The organism is Kitasatospora sp. NPDC114501 (assembly GCF_055633695.1).
This window is the reverse complement of record NZ_JBVKDS010000025.1, coordinates 60,314-85,119: the sequence shown is the minus strand read 5'-3', so window position 1 is coordinate 85,119 and position 24,806 is coordinate 60,314. Positions and strand designations below refer to the sequence as shown.

The following is a 24,806-nucleotide window of genomic DNA, read 5'->3' as shown; positions in this document are numbered from 1 at the left end:
CTACCTCGCCGGCCTCCACCTCCGCGCCTCGATGATCTGGATCGACGACCTCCTGCGGACGACCGACTGATCACAACCTCACACAGGCCCTAGGGCATCATGAAGGCGGACGCCAATTGACCTACGCGTAGAGGTGGCTATGCGGAGCAAGAGCCGAGCAGCACTTCAACGCCTAAGTGGACTCTTGCTCATTCTGAGCTGGGCCGCCTGCGCCCTCGTAGCCGTATTCATTGCGGTGATCACCGTCTTCGCCGTCGTCCGCGGGCCTGCTCCCGGCCATTCAAACAATCCGGTTAAGTACGACCCGCCCGTCTACCAGCCTCCACCGCCGCCTCCGCCTCCACCCTACCCGGGGTGGCCGGGCCTACCTCCCGGGATCCCCAGATAGCGCACCAGACGTCTGAGAGGAGCACGCCGTGGCACGCCGCAAGACCCGGGCCGCCGACCCCTCAGACGAATCCCTGCGCATCGCGCGGACCATCGTCTACTACGAGGCGTGCTTGGACTCTGAGGTCCCGCATGCCACCGCTCGCGAGCTGTGGGCCCACGACATGACCTTGCCGTTCACGGCCGGTGAGCACGTCTCCGTCGACGCTGCCCGGCTGCTGGAGGCCCGCGCCCGCGCGGCGAGCACATCACCGTCATGGGCCGCGCCCTCGTCCAGGCCGGCTGTTCCCGCTACACCGAGGGCCCCGGGCCGGTGTGGGGCAACGCCGACACCGAGAGCTTCCGCGTCTGGCAGCTCAAGCTCGGCGACACCGCCGACGCCGACGGCATCCCCGGCCCCAAGCAGCTCGCCCGCCTCCTCATCGAGTTCGGCAGCGCGCCCGCTCCGCAGCCGACGGCCACCCCGACCATCACCATCCGCCGGGGCATGACGCTGGGCGGGATCGCTGTCGCGCTCGGCACCACGGTTACCGGGCTGCTCTCCCTCAACCCCCAGATCTCCAACCCCGACCGCATCGTGGAGGGCCAGGAGATCACCGTGCCCGCCGCGTCCGCGTCGCCAACGGCCGCGCCGACCGCCGAGCCAGCCCCCGCGGACCAGGTGCTTCCCCCGGCCGAGACCGAGCAGCCCGCCCCCGTCCCGGACCCCCTGCCCACCCCGGCCCCGGGCGCTGCCACCCACACCATCGCCGCGGGTGACTCCCTCGCCGCCGTCGCCGCCCGCTACGGCGTCGGCCTGGACGCGGTGATCAACGCCAACCCGCAGGTGCCCAACCCGAACCGGATCGAGGTCGGGCAGGTCATCAGCCTGCCGACCGTCACCGCGCCGACCGCCGAGCCGCCGGTTCACACCGTCGTCCCCGGCGACACCCTGTGGGAGATCGCCGCCTGTTACCGCGTCACCCTGGAATCCCTGGTTGCCGCGAACGCCGCCACCGTCGCCTATCCCGACCTGATCTTCCCGGGCCAGGGCATCGTGATCCCCGACGGCTCCGCACCCGTCCCGCGACCGGCAGCCCCGAAGGCCCCGGAACCCGCCGCTCCCGGCCCGTCGAGCAGCCGCCGACCACCCGAGCACCAGCTCGGCCCCGACCACGCCGACCTCGTCGTCCCGAACACCGGCACCCTGGCCGACTTCCACGCCCGAATCCGCGAAGCCCTGGAGGCCACTGCATGGCCCTGCGCGACCGCTTCGACGCGATCGACCGCACCGCAACCGCGATCGAGAACGTCGTCTTCGTCTACACCCCCGTGCCGCACCTGCGGACCCCGGAGGAGCGCGAGGCCGACGAGCAGGCCGCGACCGCCCGTGTCGAGGCGGAGGTGCCGGGTTACTCGGACTCGCTGCCATCACTTCAGACGTGAATTCCATACTCGCAGTCATTGAGTTAAGCAACCTCGCACATCACCAGGCACGGGCGATGACCAGGGATTATTCGTGAACACTCTATGCATTCCGGTGCGATTTCGGCGGATAGCCTTTACCATGAGATCATATGCATGACAAGTTGCCCCCTGACCTGCGGCGATACTTGCAACTAGGGAAATCCCCAGTAGCAACCTCAGGCGGTCGAGGACTGGAGAGAGCAGCCTTCAAACTTGCTCTCCACATGAAGACACCTGCAGACATGCGCGTTTGATGGGATGTCATCCGTGACGGTACTCTCACTGCAAGCGAGTGCGGGCCACATCTCGGTCTAGGAGAGGTGGCCCGCGTTTCCTCGCTGCCCCTGCGAAAGAGCATCGGAAGAGGTCCCATCATGACACACCAGTGCAGCCCCCTCCCGGCCAACGGTGGTAGCGACCGTCCCGTCACGTGGCGAGACGTCGCGGTCTACGGGCACGGGCTGCTCACGACTGCGGCCCTCCACTTTCAGGTCAGTTGGCCGACCGCGACTGCTGCCGCCGTCGGCTTGACCGGTCCGGTGATGTGGGAGTTGCTGCGCCGTCAGCGCTGAGCACGGGCCGGTAAGGTAAGTAAGTAAGTAAGCCTCCATCAGCCCCGGTTGTCGCTTGGACAGCCGGGGCTTTTGCGTGCCCGCATATGGAAGGAACGCATGTCCGACGGCGTCCGCACGATCCACCAGCGGGGCTCCCGCTACTACGTCCACCCGGCCTCGGGCGACCTCGCCCCCTCGGCGACGTCCATCCTGAACATGGAGGCGAAGCCGTTCTTGCAAACCTGATCGGCCGGCATGGCGGCCGAGGCTGCGGTGACCGACCTGGAGGTGGTCCAGCGCATCGCCGCCCGCGACCGCCAGGCCGCCGTGGACTTCCTGAAGTACGCGGCGAAGAGGTGCGGGCCGATGTCGGCAGCCTGGTACACGACTACTTCGAGCTGCGGCTGCGCGGCGAAGAGGTGCCGTACCCGCACCACGACGTCGAGCCGTACGTGCCGCACATCGAGGCGTGGCTCGACCGCTACCAGCCCGAGCTGCTGCACGCCGAAGATGTCGCCTGGTCGCGCGAGCACGAGTACGCGGGCTCGTTCGACTTCATGGTGAGGATCAACGGGAAGACGGTCCTGGGCGACCTGAAGACCGCCAAGTCGGTCTACCTGTCGGTCGCCTACCGGCTCGCCGCGTACGCCCACGCGGACGACCTGATCACCGTGGACCGCAAGATCGTCCCGTTCCCGCAGGTCGACGCCGGGGCGGTGCTGCACATCCCCCCGCATCGAGCCGAGTTCCGCCCGGTGAGCGCCTTGATGGACAGGATGCCCCGGGTCGCCACCCCACGCACTTCTTGCGACTTGCGAAGTAGAAGGTCCACCTGCGGAAGATCGTTTCCTCGCGCACCTGCCACTGTCCCACCGTCCTTTCCGCCGCGTGCCCACGCAATCCGGCGGGTGCAGGGGTGTCCATGCGGCTAACAAGGACGACCCGAACTTCTTGCTCCAGCGGGTCACCGAGCGCCGCGGCCAGGACGCCGGCACCGACGGCCGGTTCGCGCTCGACGACAAGGCGCAGAAGGACCTGGTCCGGGTGTTCCTCGCCACCCGCGAGGAGCTGGAGGGCCAGCGGATGGACGAGGTCTTCTCGCGGAACTTCCTGGACAGCAAATTCTGGCTGTACTGGCGCACCATGTTCGCCTTCGAGGAGTGGCACGGCGCGCTGGAGATGAAGCTCTACCTGCACCGCTTCGTCCACCACATCGGCGGCCTGCCGGACCTGTCCGCGCTGAAGTTCACCAAGTACAGCCAGTACGAGTCCATGGTCCTGCCGCTCACCCACTGGCTGATGGACCAGGGCGTGCGGTTCCGCTACGAGGTGGAGGTCACCGACATTGACTTCGACCTCACCCCGGCCACCGCCGACTCCCCCGCCGGCATGGAGGCCGTCTACCGGCTGCTCGACGTCGAGCGCGGTGTACCCGAGGTGTTCAACTCCACCTACGACGTGCGCAGGCTGCTCGCCGCCACCACCAGGCTCCGGGACGGCGCCGAACTCGACCTGCCCGGACCGGAGTTCCTGCGCAAGCGACTGCTGCGCCGACTGGAGGCCACCGAGATCGGCGAGCTGATGCAGGAGTTCGGCCTGCTCGGGGACGAGCGGGGGTAGCCGCCGCCCACGCGCACCGGGCGGGCCCGGGAGGGTGGCAGCAAAAATGAATGGTGCTATCGTCACTAGCACCATGTTGCTGAAGCTGGACATCGGGGACACCCGACCGCTGCACGAACAGGTCGCCGGAGCGATCAGACGCGCCGTCGCCGAGGGCGAGTGCGCCCCCGGGGACAAGCTGCCCCCGGCCCGGGAGCTCTCCCGGGCCCTGGGGGTGAACACCAACACCGTCCTGCGCGGGCTGCGGACGCTGCGCGACGAGGGGGTGCTGGAGTTCCGCCGGGGCCGCGGCATCACGATCGCGACCGGCGCCGACACCCGCTCCGAACTGGTCGAGCGGGTACGGCGGTTGGTCGAGGACGCGGCCCGGGCCGGCTACAGCAGGAACGATCTCGTGGACATGATCAGGGGGATGTCGTGACGGACGAGGGAACGACCGAGCCGACGGCGGCGGAGCGGCAGGCACCGCGCGGTGCCGTCTGGGCCGCGACGGCCTGGTCGGTCGGCGTGCTGGCACTGCTGATCGCCCTGCCGCTGGTGGCCCGCCACCGGCTGCCGGACCCACTGGCCACCCACTGGGACGGGCGGAAGCCGAACGACTCGATGTCGCTGACGGCGGCCACGCTCGTCCCGGCGGTGTTCTGGGCGGTCCTGGTGCTGACCGCGGTGGTCCTGAAGCGCTACCGGGCCGGTCGGCTGCCGGGGGCCGCGGCGGCCACGCTGGCGACCGGCGGGGTGCTGCTGACGGGGGCGCAGGCCTCCATCGTGCACGCCAACCTGGACCGCACCCGCTGGCAGGACGCCGCACCGGTGGGCGTCGAGGTGGTCCTGATCCTGCTGGCCACCGGCCTCGCCGGGCTGCTGGCCTGGTTGGCGGGCCGCCGCTACGGCGGTCGGCCCGAGCCGCGCCCGGCGGCCGGGGCACCGGCACTGGAGGTGCCGGCGGGTGAGCGGTTCGTCTGGCTCTCCCGGGCCGCCAACCCGTGGCTGCAACTGGCCGCGGCGGTGTTCGGACTGGCCGCGGTGGCGGGGCTGCTGGCCGTCGCGAGCGGGGTCGCCGAGCTGGACTGGGCGCTGGTGCTGCCGTTCACCGTCGCCTCCCTCGCGTGCCTGGCCTGCTCCTCGGTGCGGGTGCGGGTGACCGCCCGCGGCCTGACCGTCGGCTTCGGCCCGTTCGGCCGGCCGGCCCGCCACTGGTCCCCCGCCGAGCTCGACTCCGCCCGCGCCGAGCAGCGCACCGCCGCGCAGGTGGGCGGCTGGGGCTACCGGATCAACGGGCTGGGCACCACCGTGATGCTGCGCCGGGGCGTCTGCCTGGTGGTGCGCACCCGCCGGGGCACGGACTTCGCGGTCAGCGTGGACGACGCCGAGCGCGGGGCGGCCCTGCTCAACGCGTTGATCGCGCGCACCCGGCAACCCACCGGCTGAACCGCTTCGACGGAGACCGGAAGGCGGCGGAGGCGGTCCGGCCGCGCCGACGGGAGGTGGAGGCCGGGCAGCCGTGGTCGATGGTGACCCTGGTTCTCCGGACGGTCGTCGAGGGCGTAAAACCGCCCGGATCGGTGGTGCTCCGAACGCCGATCCGGGTACACCAGTTGACGGTCGCTCAGGTGTGTGGCGGCGCCCGTCCGCACCGCCCCACGCCGTCCCCTCGCGACCGGAGGACCAGCGGGCCCCGCGCCCGTGCGAAAGGCAAGGAGGCGTCCGTGCCCAACGACTCGCGCACGCAGCACTCCCCCGATGTCCGGCAGAGCGTCCAGGACGTTCGGACCATCGCTATCCTGCGCCTCGGCGTCGGCCTGATCGGCATCCTGCTGCCGCCGGCCCTGCCGTTCGGCAACTGGCTGGCCGCCCAGGTGACGGGGCGCGGCACCGACGGCTTCTGGCCGGACTCGATGAGCGGCTCGTACTACACCGACACCCGGGACCTCTTCGTCGGCGGGCTGTGCGCCCTCGGGGTGTTCCTGATCTGCTACCGCTTCGACCGCCGGGACGACCGCTGGAGCACGGCCGCCGGCTTCTTCGCGCTCGGGGTCGCGCTGTGCCCGACGGCCCCGGACGGCGCGTCCGGTGTCCAGCGCACCGTGGGGGTGTTCCACCTGGTCTTCGCCGGGCTGCTGTTCGTCATGCTGGCGCTGTTCTGCCTCTTCTCCTTCCGCAATCCCCGCTCCGCCCAGCCGGCCCGGGTGGGCAGGGCCTACCTGGTGGCCGGGGTGGTGATCCTGGCCGCCCTGGCGCTCTCCGGCCTGGCCGGGGTGACGGGTGTCGGCTCCGACTGGTCGGTGCGCCCGCTGTACCTGGGCGAGTGGCTGGCGACCTGGGCCTTCGGCGTCGCCTGGACCGGCGCCGCGCTCGAACTCGCGGCGCACGGCCGGGGCGACGCCGACACCGCCGCCGTCCCCCGCCAGCCGGGCGCCGCCGTGCTCGAACCGGTGGCCCCGGAGGCACAGGCCTGAGCCCTCGTCATCCCGCCGTTCCCGGCGACCGTTACCATGCGCACCGTGGACCGCCACCACGGCGGCCGGTGACGGATCGTCCGGGAACGGACGCCCAGGAGCGGGAGAACGAGCATGGCGAACGAGATCCGGACGGAGCGCGCTCCGCGTGAGGACTACCCGTCGGTGGACCTGCGGATGGACGTTCCGCACTCCGCCCGGGTCTACGACTACCTCATCGGCGGCAAGACCAACTTCGAGGCGGACCGCACCGCGGCGCACGCCTCGGTGCAGGCCTGGCCGGCGCTGCCGATCTCGATGCGCACCACCCGCGAGTTCATGCAGCGCTCGGTGCGCCGGCTCGCCGAGGAGTACGGCGTGCGGCAGTTCCTCGACATCGGCACCGGCATCCCGACCTCGCCGAACGTCCACGAGATCGCCCAGGCGGTCGCCCCCGGGGCCCGGGTCGCGTACGTCGACAACGACCCGATCGTGCTGACCCACGCGCGGGCCCTGATGGACAGCTCGCCCGAGGGCCGCACCTGTTACGTGGACGCCGACTTCCGCGACCCGGAGTCGATCATCGCCGACCCCCGGCTGCGCGAGGTGCTCGACCTCTCGCAGCCGGTGGCGCTGTCGCTGATCGCGATCGTCCACTTCGTGCTGGACGAGGACGACCCGCAGGGCATCGTGCGCCGCTTCATGGACGCGCTGGCGCCCGGCAGCTTCCTCGCCCTGACGGTCTTCACCGGCGACACCGACCCGGTGGGCGTGGGCGGCGTCGGCCGCGAGTACAACGCGCGCGGCATACCGCTCCAGATCCGGGACAAGGCCGAGGCGGAGGCGTTCTTCGACGGCTACGAGCTGCTCGACCCGGGGGTCACGCTGGTGCACCACTGGCGGCCGGACGCCGGCGCCGCGCCCGTCCGCGACCAGGACATCGCGATGTACGCGGGCGTGGCGGTCAAGCGCTGAGCACCGGCGCTTCGCGATCGAGCGCTGAATCGTTTCTGTGGCGGGGTCGTCGCCGTGGCGGCCCCGGTCAGCCGGACACCGAGACCAGGCCGGCCTCGTAGGCCAGGATGACCAGCTGCACCCGGTCCCGGGCGTCGAGCTTGGCCAGCAGCCGGGTCATGTAGGTCTTGACGGTCGCGACGCTGAGCACCAGCTCGGCGGCGATCTCGGCGTTGGACAGGCCCCGCCCGACCAGCGTGAGGATCTCCCGCTCGCGCCCGGTGATCGCCGCCAGCCGTCGCTCGACGGCGGCGGCCGGGCCCGGGGCGCTCGTCGGCGGACGCCCCGCGACGAACGCCCCGATCAGCCGCCGGGTCACACCCGGGGCGATCAGCGCGTCCCCCGCGGCCACCACCCGCACCGCGCCGAGGATGTCGTCCAGCGCCATGTCCTTGACCAGGAAGCCGGACGCCCCCGCGTGCAGCGCCGCGTACACGTGCTCGTCCTCGTCGAAGGTGGTGAGCACCACCACCCTGGTCGGCCCGCCGTCGGCGGTCACCACCCTGGTCGCCTCGATGCCGTCCATACCGGGCATCCGGATGTCCATCACCACGACGTCCGGCCGCAGTTCGGCGGCCAACCGGACGGCCTCCGCCCCGGTGCCCGCCTCGCCGACCACCTCGACGTCCGCCGTCTCCGCGATCACCATCTCCAGCGCGGCGCGCACCAGCGGCTGGTCGTCGGCCAGCACCACCCGGATCACGCCTCCACCTCCCCGCCCGACGCGGAAGGCACCGGTGGCGGCACCGGCACCGGCAGCCGGGCGGCCACCCGGAAGCCGCCCCCGGGCAGCGGCCCGGCCGCGAACTCGCCGCGCAGCAGGGCGACCCGTTCCCGCAGCCCCGCCAGCCCGACCCCGGCGCCGGGCCCGTGGCCCCGGCCCCGGCCCCGCCCGCGGTCGGTGACCTCGACGGACAGCTCCCCCGCCGTGCGGTGGTCCACCGCGACCACACAGGCCCCGGCGTCCGCGTGCCGCACCACGTTGGTGACCGACTCCTGGACGATCCGGAAGGCCGCGAGGTCCACCTCCGGCGGCAGCGGCCCCGGTTCGCCGTGCCGCCGTACCTCCACCCGCACCCCCGCGGCCGTGGTCGCCCCGGCCAGCCGGTCGAGGTCGGCCAGGCCCTGCGGCACCGTGGCCGAGGCCTCGCCGTCGGCCCGGCGCAGCACGACCAGCATCCGGCGCAGCGCGGCCAGGGTGTCCCGTCCGGCGGCCTCGATCTCACCCAGCGCCTGCTCGGCCCGCTCCGGCCGACGGCCGATCACCCGGCGGGCGGCACCGGCCTGGAGGGCGACGATGCCGAGGCTGTGCGCGACGGTGTCGTGCATCTCGCGGGCGATCCGCAGCCGTTCGGCGGTGACCGCCTCCTCGGCCGCCCGGGCGCTGAGCGCCTCGGCGTGCTCCCGGTTCTGCCGCACCGAGCGGCCGACCAGCCAGGCGACCAGCGCGAGCAGCGCGGCGCCGTCGGCAGAGCCGATGTGGGTACCGGTGAAGATACCCACCGTGCTGCCGCGCACCAGGCCGATGTGCAGCACCAGGAAGAGCATGACCAGCGCGAACGCGGCCCGGGAGCTGCGCCGCGGCCGGGTCGCCGTGATCAGGCAGAGCGCGGCGTCCACCGCGAGCAGCGCGCCGGGCGGCACCTGAGCGCCGGCGGCCCAGCCGTCGGTCTCGGTGAACGCGGCGACCAGCAGCAGGGCGACGGAGAGCACCGGCAGCCGCCGCACCAGCGCCGCGCCCGCGAAGGCCACCACCGTGTCGGCCAGCGTGAACGCCCAGCCGCCGTGCGCGGCGGCGCCGGGGTGCTGCGCGGCGGCTCCGCCGAGCAGGACGGCCGGGTAGCCGGCGGCCACGCACCAGGCGAGGCCGACCCAGGCCTCGGGCGGGACGCGCCGGAGCAGTGGCGGGGAGGGAGTCGAGGGCATGGTTCAAGATCGTAACGACGGTCCGCGGCGCCGTCATCCGACCGTGGTTGTACGTCCGTGGGTGACCTGCGGTGTCGACACCGGTCCGATGCGGCCGCCCGGCTGCCCCGGGCACCGTGGGGTCCATGATCGAAGTCACCGAGCTGACGAAGCGCTACGGCCGCGGCCACCGCCTCCGCACCGCCGTCGACCACCTCTCCTTCACCGTCCGGCCCGGCCGGGTCACCGGCTTCCTCGGCCCCAACGGCGCCGGCAAGTCCACCACCCTGCGGCTGGTCCTGGGCCTCAACTCCCCCACCGGGGGCACCGTCACCGTCGACGGGCGCCCCTTCCGCGACCGCCCCCGCGGGCTGCGGCACGCCGGGGCGCTGCTGGACGCGGGCGACGCGCACGGCGGGCGCACCGGGCGGGCCCAGCTACGGGCGCTGGCCCGGGCCAACGCGATCCCCTTCACCCGGGTCGAGCGGGTGCTGCAGGAGGTCGGGCTCGCCGAAGCGGCCGGGCGCCGGATCCGCGGCTACTCGCTCGGCATGCGTCAGCGCCTGGGCATCGCCGGTGCGCTGCTCGGCGACCCGCCGGTGCTGCTCTTCGACGAGCCGCTGAACGGGCTGGACCCGGAGGGCGTGCTCTGGGTGCGCGGGCTGTTCCGGCGGCTCGCGGACGAGGGCCGCACGGTCTTCGTCTCCAGTCACATGATGGCCGAGATGGAGCACACCGCCGACCACCTGGTGGTGATCGGGCGCGGCCGGCTGCTCGCCGACGAGAGCCTGACCGGCTTCGCCGCCCGGGCCGGCCGGGCCACCGTCACCGTCCGGGCCGCCGAACCCGACCGGCTGGCGGCCGTGTTGACGGCGGCCGGCGCGGCCGTCCGGCCCGGCCCGGACGGCGCCCTCGCGGTGAGCGGCCTGGACGCCGCCCGGATCGGCGAACTCGCCCTGGAACACCGCCTGTTGCTGCACGCCCTGACCGACCGGGGCGCCTCCCTGGAAGAGGCGTTCATGAACCTGACCGCCGACAGCGTCGAGTACCCCGCCGGAGAGACCCGATGAGCACCGTGACCCCAGCGTCCGCCGAACCCGCCCCCCGGTTCCTCGACCTGCTCGCCGCCGAGTGGATCAAGTTCTGGTCGCTGCGCTCGATCCCCTGGGTGCTCGGCCTCAGCGCCCTGGCGATCGTCGCCGCCAACCTCAAGTCCGCCCTGTACACCCGCGACCACTGGACGCCGGGGGACGGCGACCCGGCGGTCATGGCGCAGGTGGCGCTGAACGACGCGTTCAACCTCGCCTCCGCCGACATCCTGCTGCTGGTCGCGGGCGGCCTCGGCGCGATCGCCATCACGGGCGAGTACGCGAGCGGGCTGATCCGCACCACCCTGGCCGCCGTACCCGACCGCCGGGCGGTGCTCGTCGCCAAGGCCTGCGTCCTGGCCTCCGTGCTGTTCGGCTACGGGGTGCTCACCGTCGGCGTCTCCTTCGGCGCGAGCCAGGCGATCCTGTCCGGCACCGGCATCGGACAGTCCGTCACCGACCCGACCGCGCTGCGGTACGTGGCGGCGGCGGTGCTGTTCGGCCCGGTCTGCGCACTGGTCGGCCTCGCCCTCGGCACCCTGATCCGGCACGGCGCGGGCGCCGTGGTGGGCACCGTCGCGGTCCTGTTCTTCGTCCCGTCGCTGATCACCGAGCGCTACCGCTGGAGCGCCGACCTGCTGCACGCCCTGCCGCTGCCCGCCTGGCAGCGGCTGGCCCGGACCACCCTGGCCGGCCTGCGTCCGTCCGAGTACCCGGCCACCGTCACGGGCGCCTGGATCACCTTCGCGGTGTGGTCGCTGGCCTCGGTGGCCGTCGCGGCGGTCGCCGTCCACCGCCGGGACCACTGATCCGGCTCAAGGGTCCGTCCCCGGGCTCAGAACGCCGCGATGCTCCCCGGTGCCCGCTCGGCCCGGCTGAGCGCCCTCAGCACCGCCGCCCTGCCGTGCCGCCGGGCGGCCAGCCGGGTCAACAGGCCGAACACCGACTCGGCGGCGTCCCAGGGGAGTTCGGGACCCGGCACCCCGACACTGACCGCCAGGTCGTCGCCGTGGACGGCCAGTTCCATCGTCCGGGTGAGCAGCAGGTCGTCGAGGGTGAGCGACCACGGGCCCCAGAACGGCAGCCGGACCGGGCGGGTGCCGTCCGCCGCTTCCAGGTCGGCCGCGAGCTCCCGCAGCACGGCGGCGAGCCGGCGGTGCAGCGCGGCCGGCCCGTCGGCCGCGAAGGCCTCGCCGCCCTGCCGGATCCGCACGTTGAGGTCGGCGTCGAGCGGCGCGTCGACCCAGGCCGACCGGGCGTAGTGGTCCAGCAGACCGACCACCGGCTCCGTCGGTACGGCGGCGGCCAGCAGCTCCGGCACACAGAACACCTGGTAGGCGAGGTGCCCGGCCAGGCCGCCGACGCTCCACCGCGCCAGCGCGCTCGGCCGCTGCCAGGCCTGCGCCACCTCGGGGCGGCGCAGCAGTTCCTCGGCCGCACCGGCGGCGGCCAGGAAGTCCGTTCGGGGGTCCGTCACGGCCCGTCCCCTACCCGCGGCCCGGCGGCCCGGAAACTTCCCCGGCCCGAGGCCATGTCGGCGACCGCCACCAGCAGCGCCGTCAGCACCAGGCCGGCCGCCACCGTCACCCCCAGCTGGAAGGCCAGCGCCCAGTCCGGGCGGGGGCCGGCGGCATGGGCGAAGAACACCGAGCCGACGACGGCGATGCCCGCCGCCGAGCCGACCCGCTGCGCGGTCTGCAGCACCCCGCCCGCGCTGCCCGCCCGGGCCACCGGCACCTGCTGGAGGGTCAGCGTCTGGTTCGGGGCGATCACCAGTCCGCTACCCGCCCCGGCGACCAGCAGCGGAAGCGCCGTCGTCCAGCCCACCCGGGGCCCCGACCACAGCTGCACCGCGAGCGCCGAGGCCAGCAGTCCGGTCAGCACCATCACCAGCCCGGTCACCACCAGCCGCCGCCCCAGCCGGCTCACCAGGCGGCCGCCCACCGCCGCGGACACCCCCGACCCCACCGCGAACGGCGTGATCGCCAGGCCCGCCGTCAGCGCCGAGTAGTGCAGGCCCGCCTGGAGGTAGAGCGTGAAGATGAAGAAGATCGCGGTGAACCCGGCGAAGTACACCAGCGACAGCAGCACCCCCGCCGCGTACGGGCGCACCGCGAACAGCGCCATGCTCACCAGCGGTTCGCGCCGCCGCCCGTAGTGCAGCTCCCAGCCGACGAAGGCGGCGAGCAGCACCGCCGCCAGCGGCAGCAGCAGCCAGCGCGCCGCGCCGTGCCACTGCTGCGCCTGGACGAACGGCAGCAGCAGCGCGACCGTCCCGGCGCCGAGCAGCAGCACGCCGACCGGGTCGAAGTCCCGGTGCCCGGCCCGCTGGGCGGCAGGCGGCGGTGCCGGGAGCAGCCGGTAGGCGATCGGCAGGGCGGCGACACCGATCGGCAGGTTGACCAGGAACACCCAGCGCCAGCCGTCCTGCGGGCCCACCAGGTGGATCAGCAGCCCGCCGAGCAGCGGCCCGACGGCGGTGGACAGCCCGATGGTCGCGCCCAGGGCGCCGAAGGCCCGGCCGCGGTCGGGGCCCTGGAACAGCACCTGGATGAAGCCGGACACCTGCGGCACCAGCACCCCGCCGGCCGCGCCCTGGAACAGCCGGGCCAGCACCAGCCACTCCTGGCTGCGGGCCGCCCCGGCGAGCGCGCTGGCCGTGGTGAACAGGGCGAGCCCGGCGAGGAAGACGGCCCGCCGGCTGCGCGCGTCGCCGAGCCGCCCGGCGGGCACCAGGACCAGGCCGAAGGCCAGCGAGTACCCGGTGATCACCCACTGCAGGCCGCTGTCGGACATGTGCAGCCCGTCCCGTACGGTCGGCAGGGCGACGTTGACGATGCTGACGTCCAGCAGGGTCATGAAGCCGGCGACCAGGCAGACCGCGAGCGCCCGCCAGCGCCGGGCGGCGGCCCGGCCGCCCACGGCGGTGGCGCCGGGATGCGTCGGGTGCGCGGTACCGCGCGGGGGGTCGGCGTTCATGGGAGCCTCTTCCCGGGGGCCGGGGCGTCCTGGCCCAGGGGGCCGTCGGTCGGCTACGTCCGGCCATCGTCGCCCGGCCCACCCGGGGCCGCCACCCGGGCCGCTACCGCCCGCCGCGCCACCGCCGACGCCATCGCCTGGCGCCTCCTCGTCGAGGACCTCACCAACGGCCTCCCCGCCCACGCCCGCCCGAAGGACGTGGCGAGCATCTGGAGCCGTTTGGTGATTCTCCCCCGACCAGGTGGCTGTTCCGCCCGACCATGCCGCCGCCCGCCCGCCCGGGGGCGGGGCGGTCGGGCGGCCGTCAGCGGGCGGCTTCGGCCGGGGTGGGGCGGCGGGAGGAGACGGCTATCACGGTGAGGCTGGCGAGGGCGAGGGCCGTCAGCACGCCGAGCATCACGGTGTAGGAGGCCAGCGGGGAGAGCGCCGCGAGCACGGCGGGCAGCAGGAAGCCCGAGTAGCAGAGCGCGTAGTAGACGCCGGTGATGCCGGCCAGGTCGTCGGGGGTGACGATGCGCTGGATCTCCAGCAGACCGGAGACCACCCCGATGCCGTAGGCGGCGCCGAGGAGGACGGCGCCGGCCAGGCCGAGCAGCGGGGAGCGGACCGCCGCGTCGGCGGCGCAGACGGCCATGCCGCAGGCCATCAGTGCCATGGAGACGATCACGCCCCGTGCCGAGGAGAGCGAGTCCAGGCGCTTGGCAAGGGGCTGGACGAGGGCGCCGGTGCCGAGGGTGAGGACGGTCAGCAGGGTCGCGTAGGCGAGCGACCGGTCGCCGAGCCGGTCGCCGACCAGCTGCGGGGTCACCGCGTACGCGACGCCGGCCGAGCCGAACACCCACGGGGCCATCGGCAGGACCACCCGCACGAAGCGCCGGTGCCCGGCCGCCGGGACCCTGAGGTCGGCCCGGAGGCTGCGGACGGCGCCGGTACGGGCCCGGGTCTCGACGGCCCTCGGGAGCAGGAACAGGGCGGGCAGGGTGACCAGCAGGTGGGCGAGGTACGGGCTGACCATCGGCCAGGGCCCCCACTGGGCGAGCACCCCGGCCACCCCCGCGCCGAGGCCGAAGCCGACGGTCAGGGCGAGGGATGCACGGCGGGCGGCGGCCCCGGGGTCGGCGGCCGGGTCGTGCGGGGCCTGGGAGAGCTCCTTGACCCAGCTGGTGCCGACCGCCATCGCGATGCCGACGGCTGTGCCGGTGAGGAACCGCCCGGCGTAGATGGGGAGTTGGCCGACCGTGCCGCCGCACAGCACCCCGCTGGCGGCGAGCGAGGCGGCCACCGCTCCGATCATCAGCGGGCGGCGCCCGTAGCGGTCCGAGGCCGCGCCGCCGACCAGCAGTCCGGGGACCAGCCCGAGGACGTACGCCCCCAGGAAGGCGTCCACGGTGACCTCCGAGTAGCCGCCGAGGTGGCGGTACATCAGCAGCAGCGGCGTGAACTGGTTGCCGCCCCAGCCGCAGCAGAGCATGGCCAGGGCCGCGGGCAGCCACGGCCGCCCCCGGCCGGACGGTGCGACGGGACCGGCGGACGGTGGCCGGGTGGTGCTCATGGCGGTGCTGCTCCTTGTCGGATGGTCGGTCCCGGCGGTCCGTCGGGGGTGTGCGCCCGCTCCTTCGGCGCGCCCGTGCCGTTCGGCGCACGCTCGGAGCGGGCGGCGCGCGATGAGGCGGGCTCAGCCGTCGGTGACGGCGCGGTGGGCGTCCAGGTGGCTGCGCAGGGCGGCGGTGAAGCCCTCGGCGTCGCGGGCCGCGATCCGCTCGACGAGCACGGTGTGCTCCTCGACCAGCGAGGCCAGCCGCTGCGGCTGCCGCTCCGGCCGCACCTGGAGCAGTTGGACGGCCATCCGGCGCTGGCGGTCGCGCAGCGTTTCGTAGAACCGCTCGGCGAGCCGGTTGCCGGCGGCCGTCACGATGCCCCGGTGGAAGGCCTCGTCGGCGTCGGCGAAGGCGCCGAGGTCGGCCCGTCGGGCGGGTTCTCGCTGTTGGTCGATCAGTTCGGACAGCTGCCGGACCAGCGCGTCGAGGCCGTCGGGGCGGCGGGTGATCCGGCGGACGGCGGTGCTCTCCAGCGCCTCGCGCAGCTCCAGCACGTCCTCGGCCTCGCCGGGGCCGACCGGCACCACGACGGCTCCGCGCTTGGGGAACAGCTGGAGCAGCCCCTCGGCCTCCAGCCGCAGGAAGGCCTCCCGGACCGGGGTGCGGCTGAGCGCGGCGCGCTCGGCGATCTCGCCCTCGCTGATCAGCGTGCCGCCGGGGAGGCCGCCGCCGAGGATGAGGTCCTTGGTCAGTTCGTACGCGCGGTCCGCGGCCGGGACGCGGACGGGGGGCGGGGTGTCGGCCATGGAACACACCGTAGCACCATAGATGCAAGCTTAGATGCAACAGGAGGCGGGCCGTCGACCCGGGCCGGAGCATCGGTTTCGGTACTGCTCAGGGCCGGAAGAATGCGCTTTCTCAGCTCCTCCCGCAGGGCTGAGGATGGCGGGGCCACCAGCCTGTCGGGAGGAAAGCCTTGTCCCCTGTGTCGCCGTCCCCCGGGTCGCCGCCCCCTGGGTCTCCGTACCCCGAGCCGCCGGCCCTGCCGCCCGTCGACCCGGGCCTGCTGCCGCTCACCGCCGAGTGCCGCCCCGAGGGCCTGTCCGTCGGCGGGGTGCTGCTGGACGAGGTGGCCCGCCGGTACGGCACGCCGCTGTTCGTCTACGACGAGGAGCACCTGCGCCGGCGCTGCCGCGAGGCGGTGGCCGCCTTCGGCCGGGGCAACGTCGCCTACGCCTCCAAGGCCTTCCTGTGCACCGCGATGGCCCGCCTCGCCGCCGAGGAGGGCCTGCTGCTGGACGTCGCCTCCGGCGGCGAACTGCGCACCGTGCTGTACGCCGGAGTCGACCCGGACCGGATCGTGCTGCACGGCAACAACAAGGACGAGGCCGAGCTGCGCACCGCGCTGGCCGTCGGCCTGCGCCACATCGTGGTGGACAGCTTCGACGAGCTGGACCGGATCGAGCGGCTGCACCGCGAGGAGGGCCTGCCCCCGGCCCGGGTCCAGCTGCGGGTGGCCCCCGGGGTCGCGGCCGGCGCCCACCAGGCGATCCAGACCGGCGGCCACGACTCCAAGTTCGGCTTCGGCCTGGCCGACGGCGCCGCCGCGGCCGCGGTGCGCCGGGCCGAGGGCTCCGCCGCCGTACGGCTGGAGGGCGTCCACGCCCACGTCGGCTCCCAGGTACTGGACCCGGCGGAACTCGCCGACGGCGCCGCCGCGGTGGCCCGGTTCGCGGTGGAGCACGGACTGCGCCGGCTGACCGTCGGCGGCGGCCTGGGCGTCGCCTACCTGAGCGGGCAGAGCGCCCCCTCCTTCGCCGTCTGGGCCGAGCGGGTCCGCGCGGCGGTGCGCGGCGCCGGCTGGAGCGGCGAGGTGGGCGTCGAGCCCGGCCGCTCGATCGCCGCCCGCGCCGGGCTGACCCTCTACCGGGTCGGCACCGTCAAGCGGATCGAGGGCGTGCGCACCTACGTCAGCGTGGACGGCGGGATGAGCGACAACCTGCGCCCCGCCCTGTACGGCGCCCGCTACGAGGCCTTCCTGCCGCGCTGTGCGCAGGCGCCCCGGCCACGGCGCGCCCGGCTGGTCGGCAAGCACTGCGAGAGCGGTGACGTGATCGTCGACGACGCCGCGCTCCCCGCCGACCTGCGGGTCGGCGACCTGCTGGCCACCCCGGTGACCGGCGCCTACGGCTACGCCATGGCGTCCAACTACAACAAGCTGCCGCGGCCCGCCGTGGTCTTCGTCCGGGACGGCGAGGCCCGCCTGGTCGTGCGCCGGGAGACCGAGCACGACCTGCTCCGACTGGACGTGGCCGCCGCCCAGCCGGAGCGGCCCACCGGGGAGCTGGTCACCGCACGACAGACGTACACGGCCTAACCTGGGCCGATGCTGAACAGCGCCCGACTGCTCGTCCTGCTGGAGATCGCCCGCCGGGGCACCATCGTGGCCGCGGCGCAGGCGCTGCACCTGAGCCCGTCCGCCATCTCGCACCAGCTCGCCCGTCTGGAGCAGGAGCTCGGTGTCGCGCTGGTGGAACGGGCTCCGCAGTCCCTGCGCCTGACGCCCGCGGGTGTCCGGCTGGCCGAGCACGCCCAGGCGATCGCCGATCTGATGGCCGTCGCCCAGGACGACCTGCGGGCGCACGCCCAGGGTGCGGCCGGCGTCCTGCGGATCGGCTTCTTCGCCTCCGCCGGGCTGGACCTGCTGCCCCGGGCGCTGGCCGCGTTCGCCGCCGGGAACCCGCAGGTCGAGCTGGAGCTCATCATGGGCCAGCCGCACGAGCTGGTCCCGGACCTGGAGGCCGGCCGGCTGGACGCGGCCGTGGTCTTCGAACACCCGCTGGACCCGTGGTGCCGCCAGGCGGCGGTGGACGTGCGGATGTACTTCGAGGAGCCGCAGCTGGTCGTGGTGCCGCTGCGGCACCGGCTCGGGCGGCGCTCGGCGGTTCGGCTGGCCGAGCTGGAGGGCGAGAGCTGGATCGGCACCCACGGCGGCAGCACGGGTGAGCCGGTGCTCGAACGCGCCTGCGCGGCCGAGGGGTTCCGCCCCCGAGTGCGCTGCCGCAGCGACCACTACCAGGTGACCATCAACCTCGCGCGGGCCGGCATGGGCGTCGCGCTGATCCCGGCGCTCGGCCTGGCCGACAGCGCCGGGGTGCACGTGTGCCGGCTGGACCACCCGCAGCTGCACCGCCGGATCGGGGTGGCCACCCGGGCCACCAACCGCAACCCGGTGCTGCGCGCCTTCCTCGCCGAACTCGGCGCCGCCGCCGGGGAGATCAGGTCCCTGCTCGACATGCAGTGGACCTGATCCCCCCGGCGCGGATCCGTTCCCGGGCCGGCTCCGGCCCGGCTCCGGTCCGGCTCCCTCGGGCGGCGGCCGGTCAGTTCTGGGCGGGCCGCTGCGCCCAGGCCGCGAGGGCCCGGCCGACGTCCCGGATGGCGTGCACGGCGGCCCGTTCGGTGCTCGGCCCGAGCGCCACGTCCCAGTGCGCGACGACCGCGTAGGCCACCCGCCGGGCGCCCACGACGACCCCCGCGTCGGCCCGCACCCCGGCGTCCGTCCCGGTCTTGTTGGCCACCAGCAGGCGGCCGGGCAGCGGCTCGGGGAAGCCGGGCGCGTACGGGTCGTGGTCGATCAGCGCGGGCACCAGGCCGTGGTCGGTGTTGGCGCGCATCCAGCCGAGCAGCCGGGCCGAGGCCGCCGGGGTGGCCATGGTGCCCCGGACCGCGAGGGCCACCAGGCGGGCCAGGTCGCGGGCGGTTCCGGTGGCGAAGACCGGCGGGACGCCGGGCCCGCGCTCGTCGCGCACCCGGTCGTGCAGGGTGAGCCGGTCCAGGCCGAGCCCGTCCGCGAGCCGTGCGGTGGCCGGCAGGCCGACCAGCCGCAGCAGCGCGTTGGTGGCGGTGTTGTCGCTGACCGCGGCGGTCAGCCAGGCCAGGTCCTCCACCGTCCAGCCGGGGCGGCTCAGCCGGCCGAGCAGGCCGGTGCCGCCGGTGACGTCCTCGGGGAGGATCTCCACCGGCTGCCCGGCCGTCAGTTCTCCGGTGTCCAGCCGCCGGGCGACCTCGGCCAGCAGCAGCAGCTTGGAGGCACTGGCGACGGGCAGCACGACGGTGTCGTCCACCCCGACCGCACCGCCGACCGCACCGCCGGCCGTACCACCGGCCGCCTCGCCCGCGTCGGGGGCGTCCACGTCGACGGCGGCCACCGCGAGGGTCAGCGGGAGCGCCGCCGAACTGCGCGCGGCGGCCGCCACCTGGGCGAGACTCATCGGACCCGCACCACCTCTCCGGCCCGGTCGGCGGTCGGCCGGCCGTCGCGCACCGCGACCCGCCCGGCCACCACGACGGTCTCCACGCCCACCGGCGGCAGCAGCGGCTGCTCGAAGGTCGCGCCGTCCAGCACGGCCGCCGGGTCCAGCACCACCAGGTCCGCGACGGCGCCGTCCCGGACCACCCCGCGCCCGGCCAGCCGGAAGCGCCCGGCGGGCAGACCGGTCATCTTGTGCACCGCGAGCTCCAGCGGCAGCAGCCCGTGCTCGCGCCCGTAGTGGCCGAGCACCCGGGCGAAGCTGCCCGCCCAACGGGGGTGCGGGCGGCCGGGTTTGGGCACCCCGTCCGAGCCGATCATCGACAGCGGGCTGGCCAGCACCCGGCGGACGTCGTCCTCGCGCATCGAGTGGCTGATGATGGTGACCTCGCCTCGCGCCTCCAGCAGCAGGTCGCAGACGTAGTCCACCGGGTCGGTGCCGTTCTCGGCGGCCAGGTCGGCGATCCGGCGGCCCTCGACGGCGCGGCGGGCCGGGGCGGCGGCCACCGAGATCAGGTCCCAGCCGCCGTTGCCGACGGTGTTCTCCCAGCCCTCGACGCCGTGGGCGATGTCCGCCCGGATCCGGTCCCGCACCTCCCGGCCGCGCAGCCGATCCAGCAGGGCGGCCGGCCCGCCCTCGCTGGTCCACGGCGGCAGCATCGCGTGCAGCACGGTGCTGCCGGCGGTGTACGGGTAGACGTCGCAGAGCACGTCCACGCCCTCCGCTCGGGCCTGTTCCAGCCGCGGCAGGGTGCGCAGGGTGGCGCCCCAGGCGTGCCGCCCGGCGGTCTTGTGGTGGGAGACCTGGAGCGCGGCGCCGGAGCGCGCCGCGATCTCCAGTGCCTCCTCCAGGGCCTTCTCCACCTGGGACATCTCGTCGCGCAGGTGCGTCACGTACGGCTTGCCGTGCCGCGCGGCGACCTTCGCCAGGGCCACGATCTCCTCGGTGTCGGCGTAGACCCCGGGCGGGTAGATCAGGCCGGTGGAGAGCCCGGCCGCGCCCTGGCCCAGGGCCCGGTCGAGCAGCCCGCACATGGCGGCCAGCTCCTCGGCGGTGGGCGGGCGGTCCTCGAAGCCCATCACCCCGGCGCGCAACGTGCCGTGGCCGACCAGCGAGGCGATGTGGTTGCGGCGCAGTTCGGGCCGCTGGCCGGCGGCGAAGGCGTCGAAGTCCTCGGCGGGCAGCACCGGCCCGAGGCCGAAGGAGACCCGCAGGTGCCCGGCCAGTTCGGGCAGCCGTTCGGGCAGCGCGGGGAACAGGCTGATCCCGCAGTTGCCGCTGATCTCGGTGGTGACGCCCTGGAGCAGCGGGGCCAGCCGCAGCTCGTCCAGGGCGTCACCGTCGGGGTGGGCGCCGTCGGTACGGGCGCCGTCGGTGCGGCCGCCGCCGAAGGGGGCGGCGAGCGCGTCCGAGTGGGTGTGGACGTCGATGAAGCCGGGGGTGACGACCCGTCCGGCGACGTCCAGGGTCTCGGTCGCGGCCACCGCGGTGCCCGGTGGCAGGACGGTGACCCGGCCGGCCGTGACGGCGACGTCGGCCGGACGGGCGGGCGCACCGGTGCCGTCCACCAGGGTGGCACCGCGCAGCAGCAGGTCGACCGGGGTCGTGGTCACGTCCGTTCCCATCAGTCCCATGGCTCCCATCAGAGCACCGTCGAGAGGAAGGCCCGGGTGCGGTCGTGCCGCGGGGCGGTGAAGAACCCGGCCGGGCTGCCGGCCTCCACGACGGCGCCCTGGTCCATGAAGACGACCCGGTCGGCGACCTCGCGGGCGAAGCCCATCTCGTGGGTGACGACGATCATCGTCATGCCGCTGCGGGCGAGGTCGCGCATCACCCCGAGCACCTCGCCGACCAGCTCCGGGTCGAGCGCGGAGGTGGGCTCGTCGAAGAGCATCAGGGTCGGCTCCATGGCCAGCGCCCGGGCGATCGCCACCCGCTGCTGCTGGCCGCCGGAGAGCTGGGCCGGGTAGTGGTCGGCGCGGTCGGCCAGGCCGACCCGGGTGAGCAGTTCGCGGGCCTGCCGCTCGGCCTGCGCGCGCGGGCGGCCCTTGACGGCGACCGGGCCCTCCATCACGTTCTGCAGCGCGGTGCGGTGCGGGAAGAGGTGGAAGCGCTGGAAGACCATGCCGATCCGCTCGCGCTGGTGGCGGATGTCGCGTGGCCGGCGCTCGCGCAGCCTGCTGCCGGAGGCGCCGTGCGGCTCGTAGCCGACGAGTTCGCCGTCCACCTCGATCCGCCCGGCATCGATCTTCTCCAGGTGGTTGAAGCAGCGCAGCAGGGTGGACTTGCCGGAACCGGAGGGGCCGATCACGCAGAGCACCTCCCCCGCCCGGACCTCCAGGTCGATGCCGCGCAGCACCTCCAGGTCCCCGAAGTGCTTGCGCACCCCCCGGGCCGACAGGACCACCTCGGCGGCCGGCTTCTCCAGGTCCGCACTCTTCACTTGCCCTCCCCCTTCCTCACGCGCTTCCGCGCTCCGCCGCGCCGCGGGCGCAGGTTGGCCAGCACCCGGCGGTGCAGCGCCGGCGGGGCGCCGGCCGGGTTGAACTTCCGCTCCACCGCGTGCTGGGCGACGCTCGCGACGGTGGTGAGCACCAGGTACCAGACGGACGCGACGATCAGCAGCGCGATCACCTCGAAGTTCGCGAGGTAGAGGTGCTGCGAGACGGTCATCAGGTCGGCGCCGGCGATGACCGAGACCAGCGAGGTGGTCTTCAGCATCGAGATGAACTGGTTGCCGAACGGCGGGATGATCACCCGCATCGCCTGCGGCAGCACCACCCGGGTGAGGATCTGCCGGTTGGACATGCCCAGCGAGGCGCCCGCCTCGCGCTGCCCGGGATCGACGCTCTGGATGCCGGCCCGGACGATCTCGGACATGTAGGCGCCCTCGTTGATCGACAGGCCGAGCAGCGCCGCCACGAAGCCGGTGATCAGGGTGTTGGACTGCCAGCTGACCAGCTTGGGCCCGTCGAACGGGATGCCGATGCTGATCTCCGGGAAGAGCAGCGCCAGGTTGAACCAGAAGATCAGCTGGACCAGCAGCGGGGTGCCGCGGAAGAACCAGGTGTACGCCCCGGCGGTGGTCCGCAGCACCGGGCTGTCGGACAGCTGCATCACCGCGGCCACCACGCCGATGACGATGCCCACCACCTGGGAGATCAGGGTGAGTTGGACCGTCACCCAGAGCCCTTCCAGGACCACGCCGTCGAACTGGTACCTGGCGACGATGTCCCAGTGCAGGTTGGGGTTGACGATGACGGTCCAGGCCAGCCAGACGGCGGTGAAGGCGGCCGCCAGTACGGCGAACCAGCGCGCCGGGCGGGGCCGCCCGGTCACCTCGAAGGCCAGGTCGTCGTCGGCGGCGGCCGCGGCGGGCGTCGGGTCGAGCTTCGACGGGTCGGTGGGCTTCGGCGGGTCGGCGGACATCGCGGGGTCTCTCATGTCGGTGCTCATCTCGTCGGTGCCGCCGTTCTCACTGCGCCGCGTTGACGGTGGCGCGCTCCACCGCGCTGCCGCCGACCTGGTAGGTGTCCAGGACCTTGCGGTACTCGCCGCTCTCGATCAGCTCCTGGAGCGCCGTCTGCACCGCGTCGCGCAGCCCGGAGTCCTTCTTCGCCACCGCGATGCCCCACGGCGCCGTCCCGTACTGCTCCGGCAGCACCTCGTAGGAGCCGCTGTTCCGCACGAACATCTGCGCCACCGGGTAGTCCACGATCGTGGCCACGGCCCGCTCGCTGTCCAGCTGGAGCAGTCCGGTCGGGGCGTCCTCACTCTGCGAGATCGCCATCTTGGTGGCGCACTCGGCGTTCTGCCGCTCGCCGATCTCCAGGTTGGAGCTGCCCTTGGCGAGGACGACCTTCCTGCCGCAGAGGTCCTCGAGCGACTTGATGCCCTCGGGGTTGCCCTTCTTCGTCATGATCACCCCGCCGGTGCGGAAGTAGTCGACGAAGTCGACGGCCTGGCGGCGCTGCGCGCTGTCCGTCATGGAGGACATCACCAGGTCGTAGCGGCCGGCCTGGAGGCCGGGGATCAGGCCGTCGAAGGAGGAGTTGGAGAGCTCCAGCCTCAGGCCGAGCCTCCCGGCGAGGGCGGCGGCGAGGTCCGGGTCGACCCCGGTCAGCTCGGTGGTGCCGGCCTTGTACATCTCCATCGGCGGGTAGCCGACGGAGGTGGCCACTCTGAGCACGCCGCTCTGCCTGTTCTTCGCCGGGAGCAGCTCGGCGGCGCTCTTCCCGGAGTTCTGTCCGGCGTGCGCCGCACCGGCGGCTGCGGCGCCGCCCTGGTCGGAGCGCCCGCAGGCGGTGGCGGCCAGGACGACCAGGGACAGTGCGGCCAGACAGCGCAGGGAACGGGGGCGGTTCATCGGCTACTCCCTCGGGCGGTGACGGTGCGCCGATGCTGGCAGCCGAGTCCTGGTGAACGGAAGATGATGAAGCCATTGCTGCCTCACCGACGATTTTTGTACGGCTGACCCGGGCTGTCCTGCGGGTTTGCGGCCGGGGGCCGCTCAGCCACGTCGGCCGAGTCAGCCGGCCACCCAGGTCAGCCGGCTCAGCCGGTGAGCCACGGGGCCTCGGGCAGCTTGGCGTCCGGCTGCCGTCCGGTGAACTCGACGGTGGTCGGGGTGCCCAGCCCCGGCATCCGCATCGTCACCCGGCGCAGTCCACCGTCGCCGTCGACCCAGTAGGTGAGCGGCGAACGGGCCCCGTCGGGTGCGGCGCCCTGGGCGCGCGGCCCGGCGATGCGGTCGTAGCTCCGGCCGTCGATCCGGTCCCGGCCCAGCCAGCGGGCCCCGGACTGGCCGAGCAGCAACGGGTTGTCGGGGCGGTCCGCGCCGAGTTGGACCAGCAGGTTCAGCCCGGCGTCCAACGGGTCCGCCGTGTAGCTGCGCGGTGACCAGCCCTGGCGCGGGATGTGCTCGGCCTGCTGCCAGGCCGGGGCGTCGGTGGCGGGGCCGGTACCGGAGCCGCCGCCGGGAGCGGGGGCGGTGCCGCCGGCCGGGTCGGGGGCCAGCCCGAGGCCGCCGGTGTCCCAGACGATCAGGCCGTGGTCCAGCGGTCCGCTCGCGCCGGTGGTCCGGTAGCGGCCCACCCCCCGGTGGTTGCGGTAGTCGACGACCCCGTCGACCCGGATGCTGACGCCGCCGCCCTCGTCGGCCGTGACCGCCACCGCCACCGGGCTGGCCTGGTAGAGGTTCAGGCGTGACAGGGCGAGCCGCCCCGCCTCGTCGGTGGTCACCGGGCGTTCGGCGGCCTCGTCGGAGACCGTCCGGTAGACGGCCAGGCCACCCGCGGCGGTGCCGCACACCACGATCGCGATCAGGGCCTTGAGCCAGCCGGGGCGCCGGGGCCCGCGGCCGTCGGCCTCCGCCGTGGCCGTGGCCTTGGCCGTGGCCTTGGCCGTGGCATTCGTCCTGGCCTCGCGGGGCGCGCCGTCGGCCTTCGTCTTGCGGGGCATACGGCCCGCTCCCTCTCCTCGGTCGGACACGACAGTCGGGCGGGTCCGGGGGGACCAACGGTCCCAC

Annotated in this window: 23 protein-coding genes and 1 pseudogene; 12 read left to right on the top strand and 12 right to left on the bottom strand. The window is 74.1% G+C overall.

What is annotated here, in order from left to right; translation table 11 throughout:
* Positions 1–625 precede the first annotated feature (625 nt).
* The 8 genes and pseudogenes from ACZ7RU_RS34900 to ACZ7RU_RS34865 form a co-directional block, all read left to right on the top strand.
* Positions 626–1,834, top strand: a pseudogene (locus ACZ7RU_RS34900) (LysM peptidoglycan-binding domain-containing protein); the annotation flags it as partial.
* Positions 1,835–2,504: 670 nt separating this feature from the next.
* Entirely contained in the window at positions 2,505–2,633 is a 129-nt protein-coding gene (locus ACZ7RU_RS34895) for a hypothetical protein (protein WP_470345009.1), read from the top strand.
* A 110-nt stretch (positions 2,634–2,743) separates the two neighbouring features.
* Positions 2,744–3,319 carry a hypothetical protein gene (locus tag ACZ7RU_RS34890; protein WP_470345008.1) on the top strand — a complete coding sequence of 192 codons (576 nt, stop codon included), beginning with the start codon at positions 2,744–2,746 and terminating at the stop codon, positions 3,317–3,319.
* A gap of 19 nt (positions 3,320–3,338) precedes the next feature.
* Positions 3,339–4,007: an oleate hydratase gene (locus ACZ7RU_RS34885; protein WP_470345007.1), complete on the top strand. Its 669-nt coding sequence runs from the start codon at positions 3,339–3,341 to the stop codon at positions 4,005–4,007.
* A gap of 73 nt (positions 4,008–4,080) precedes the next feature.
* A complete protein-coding gene (locus ACZ7RU_RS34880) occupies positions 4,081–4,428 on the top strand; it encodes a GntR family transcriptional regulator (RefSeq protein WP_470345006.1) in 348 nt (115 codons plus the stop codon).
* Entirely contained in the window at positions 4,425–5,435 is a 1,011-nt protein-coding gene (locus tag ACZ7RU_RS34875; protein WP_470345005.1) for a DUF1648 domain-containing protein, read from the top strand. Before ACZ7RU_RS34880 ends, ACZ7RU_RS34875 begins: the two co-directional genes overlap by 4 nt.
* Positions 5,436–5,713: 278 nt before the next feature.
* A complete protein-coding gene (locus ACZ7RU_RS34870) occupies positions 5,714–6,463 on the top strand; it encodes a hypothetical protein (protein ID WP_470345004.1) in 750 nt (249 codons plus the stop codon).
* A gap of 114 nt (positions 6,464–6,577) precedes the next feature.
* The gene (locus tag ACZ7RU_RS34865) at positions 6,578–7,417 is read left to right on the top strand and encodes an SAM-dependent methyltransferase (protein ID WP_470345003.1); all 840 of its coding nucleotides are present in this window, start codon (positions 6,578–6,580) and stop codon (positions 7,415–7,417) included.
* Between the two features lie 67 nt (positions 7,418–7,484).
* Here ACZ7RU_RS34865 and ACZ7RU_RS34860 read toward each other — a convergent pair whose 3' ends face one another.
* Together ACZ7RU_RS34860 and ACZ7RU_RS34855 are read right to left on the bottom strand one after the other, a co-directional pair.
* Positions 7,485–8,150 (bottom strand): response regulator, encoded by a 666-nt coding sequence (locus ACZ7RU_RS34860; RefSeq protein WP_470345016.1) that lies wholly within the window; start codon positions 8,148–8,150, stop codon positions 7,485–7,487.
* Positions 8,151–8,155: 5 nt separating this feature from the next.
* The gene (locus ACZ7RU_RS34855; RefSeq protein WP_470345002.1) at positions 8,156–9,382 is read right to left on the bottom strand and encodes a sensor histidine kinase; all 1,227 of its coding nucleotides are present in this window, start codon (positions 9,380–9,382) and stop codon (positions 8,156–8,158) included.
* A 125-nt stretch (positions 9,383–9,507) separates the two neighbouring features.
* Between ACZ7RU_RS34855 and ACZ7RU_RS34850 the strand changes: the two genes are divergently transcribed.
* Together ACZ7RU_RS34850 and ACZ7RU_RS34845 are read left to right on the top strand one after the other, a co-directional pair.
* A complete protein-coding gene (locus ACZ7RU_RS34850) occupies positions 9,508–10,431 on the top strand; it encodes an ATP-binding cassette domain-containing protein (protein WP_470345001.1) in 924 nt (307 codons plus the stop codon).
* Positions 10,428–11,258 carry an ABC transporter permease gene (locus tag ACZ7RU_RS34845; protein WP_470345000.1) on the top strand — a complete coding sequence of 277 codons (831 nt, stop codon included), beginning with the start codon at positions 10,428–10,430 and terminating at the stop codon, positions 11,256–11,258. The genes ACZ7RU_RS34850 and ACZ7RU_RS34845 overlap by 4 nt, the downstream gene beginning before the upstream one ends.
* A gap of 26 nt (positions 11,259–11,284) precedes the next feature.
* Here the strand turns inward: ACZ7RU_RS34845 and ACZ7RU_RS34840 are convergent, their stop codons facing one another.
* From ACZ7RU_RS34840 to ACZ7RU_RS34825, 4 genes are all read right to left on the bottom strand, one after another.
* Positions 11,285–11,926, bottom strand: a complete 642-nt coding sequence (locus tag ACZ7RU_RS34840) for a maleylpyruvate isomerase N-terminal domain-containing protein (RefSeq protein WP_470344999.1) — start codon at positions 11,924–11,926, stop codon at positions 11,285–11,287.
* A complete protein-coding gene (locus ACZ7RU_RS34835; protein WP_470344998.1) occupies positions 11,923–13,428 on the bottom strand; it encodes an MFS transporter in 1,506 nt (501 codons plus the stop codon). Before ACZ7RU_RS34835 ends, ACZ7RU_RS34840 begins: the two co-directional genes overlap by 4 nt.
* A 304-nt stretch (positions 13,429–13,732) precedes the next feature.
* Positions 13,733–14,980, bottom strand: a complete 1,248-nt coding sequence (locus tag ACZ7RU_RS34830) for an MFS transporter (RefSeq protein ID WP_470344997.1) — start codon at positions 14,978–14,980, stop codon at positions 13,733–13,735.
* A gap of 123 nt (positions 14,981–15,103) precedes the next feature.
* Positions 15,104–15,772, bottom strand: coding sequence for a GntR family transcriptional regulator (locus ACZ7RU_RS34825; RefSeq protein ID WP_470344996.1), 669 nt, complete (start codon positions 15,770–15,772; stop codon positions 15,104–15,106).
* 179 nt (positions 15,773–15,951) lie between these two features.
* Here ACZ7RU_RS34825 and lysA point away from each other — a divergent pair, with 179 nt between their 5' ends.
* Positions 15,952–17,343, top strand: a complete 1,392-nt coding sequence (lysA, locus tag ACZ7RU_RS34820) for a diaminopimelate decarboxylase (RefSeq protein WP_470345015.1) — start codon at positions 15,952–15,954, stop codon at positions 17,341–17,343.
* 9 nt (positions 17,344–17,352) lie between these two features.
* A complete protein-coding gene (locus ACZ7RU_RS34815; protein ID WP_470344995.1) occupies positions 17,353–18,276 on the top strand; it encodes a LysR family transcriptional regulator in 924 nt (307 codons plus the stop codon).
* A 73-nt stretch (positions 18,277–18,349) separates the two neighbouring features.
* Here ACZ7RU_RS34815 and ACZ7RU_RS34810 read toward each other — a convergent pair whose 3' ends face one another.
* The 6 genes from ACZ7RU_RS34810 to ACZ7RU_RS34785 all read right to left on the bottom strand — a co-directional run bounded on the left by ACZ7RU_RS34810 (position 18,350) and on the right by ACZ7RU_RS34785 (position 24,739).
* Positions 18,350–19,240 (bottom strand): serine hydrolase, encoded by an 891-nt coding sequence (locus tag ACZ7RU_RS34810; protein ID WP_470344994.1) that lies wholly within the window; start codon positions 19,238–19,240, stop codon positions 18,350–18,352.
* A complete protein-coding gene (locus tag ACZ7RU_RS34805; RefSeq protein ID WP_470344993.1) occupies positions 19,237–20,892 on the bottom strand; it encodes an N-acyl-D-amino-acid deacylase family protein in 1,656 nt (551 codons plus the stop codon). The genes ACZ7RU_RS34810 and ACZ7RU_RS34805 overlap by 4 nt, the downstream gene beginning before the upstream one ends.
* 29 nt (positions 20,893–20,921) lie before the next feature.
* Complete coding sequence (locus tag ACZ7RU_RS34800) at positions 20,922–21,722, bottom strand: amino acid ABC transporter ATP-binding protein (RefSeq protein WP_470344992.1); 801 nt, start codon at positions 21,720–21,722, stop codon at positions 20,922–20,924.
* Positions 21,719–22,723, bottom strand: a complete 1,005-nt coding sequence (locus tag ACZ7RU_RS34795; protein ID WP_470344991.1) for an amino acid ABC transporter permease — start codon at positions 22,721–22,723, stop codon at positions 21,719–21,721. Before ACZ7RU_RS34795 ends, ACZ7RU_RS34800 begins: the two co-directional genes overlap by 4 nt.
* A 31-nt stretch (positions 22,724–22,754) precedes the next feature.
* On the bottom strand, positions 22,755–23,645 hold the full coding sequence (locus tag ACZ7RU_RS34790; RefSeq protein WP_470344990.1) for an ABC transporter substrate-binding protein: 891 nt from the start codon (positions 23,643–23,645) through the stop codon (positions 22,755–22,757).
* 188 nt (positions 23,646–23,833) lie between these two features.
* Positions 23,834–24,739, bottom strand: coding sequence for a hypothetical protein (locus ACZ7RU_RS34785; RefSeq protein ID WP_470344989.1), 906 nt, complete (start codon positions 24,737–24,739; stop codon positions 23,834–23,836).
* Between the last annotated feature and the right edge of the window lie 67 nt (positions 24,740–24,806).

Coding starts and splice junctions, on each gene's coding strand:
- ACZ7RU_RS34895 (WP_470345009.1), top strand. CDS start 2,505: ATGTCCGACGGCGTCCGCACGATCCACCAGCGGGGCTCCCGCTACTAC.
- ACZ7RU_RS34880 (WP_470345006.1), top strand. CDS start 4,081: ATGTTGCTGAAGCTGGACATCGGGGACACCCGACCGCTGCACGAACAG.
- ACZ7RU_RS34865 (WP_470345003.1), top strand. CDS start 6,578: ATGGCGAACGAGATCCGGACGGAGCGCGCTCCGCGTGAGGACTACCCG.
- ACZ7RU_RS34855 (WP_470345002.1), bottom strand. CDS start 9,382: ATGCCCTCGACTCCCTCCCCGCCACTGCTCCGGCGCGTCCCGCCCGAG.
- ACZ7RU_RS34850 (WP_470345001.1), top strand. CDS start 9,508: ATGATCGAAGTCACCGAGCTGACGAAGCGCTACGGCCGCGGCCACCGC.
- ACZ7RU_RS34845 (WP_470345000.1), top strand. CDS start 10,428: ATGAGCACCGTGACCCCAGCGTCCGCCGAACCCGCCCCCCGGTTCCTC.
- ACZ7RU_RS34835 (WP_470344998.1), bottom strand. CDS start 13,428: ATGAACGCCGACCCCCCGCGCGGTACCGCGCACCCGACGCATCCCGGC.
- ACZ7RU_RS34830 (WP_470344997.1), bottom strand. CDS start 14,980: ATGAGCACCACCCGGCCACCGTCCGCCGGTCCCGTCGCACCGTCCGGC.
- ACZ7RU_RS34825 (WP_470344996.1), bottom strand. CDS start 15,772: ATGGCCGACACCCCGCCCCCCGTCCGCGTCCCGGCCGCGGACCGCGCG.
- ACZ7RU_RS34815 (WP_470344995.1), top strand. CDS start 17,353: ATGCTGAACAGCGCCCGACTGCTCGTCCTGCTGGAGATCGCCCGCCGG.
- ACZ7RU_RS34810 (WP_470344994.1), bottom strand. CDS start 19,240: ATGAGTCTCGCCCAGGTGGCGGCCGCCGCGCGCAGTTCGGCGGCGCTC.
- ACZ7RU_RS34795 (WP_470344991.1), bottom strand. CDS start 22,723: ATGAGAGACCCCGCGATGTCCGCCGACCCGCCGAAGCCCACCGACCCG.
- ACZ7RU_RS34790 (WP_470344990.1), bottom strand. CDS start 23,645: ATGAACCGCCCCCGTTCCCTGCGCTGTCTGGCCGCACTGTCCCTGGTC.
- ACZ7RU_RS34785 (WP_470344989.1), bottom strand. CDS start 24,739: ATGCCCCGCAAGACGAAGGCCGACGGCGCGCCCCGCGAGGCCAGGACG.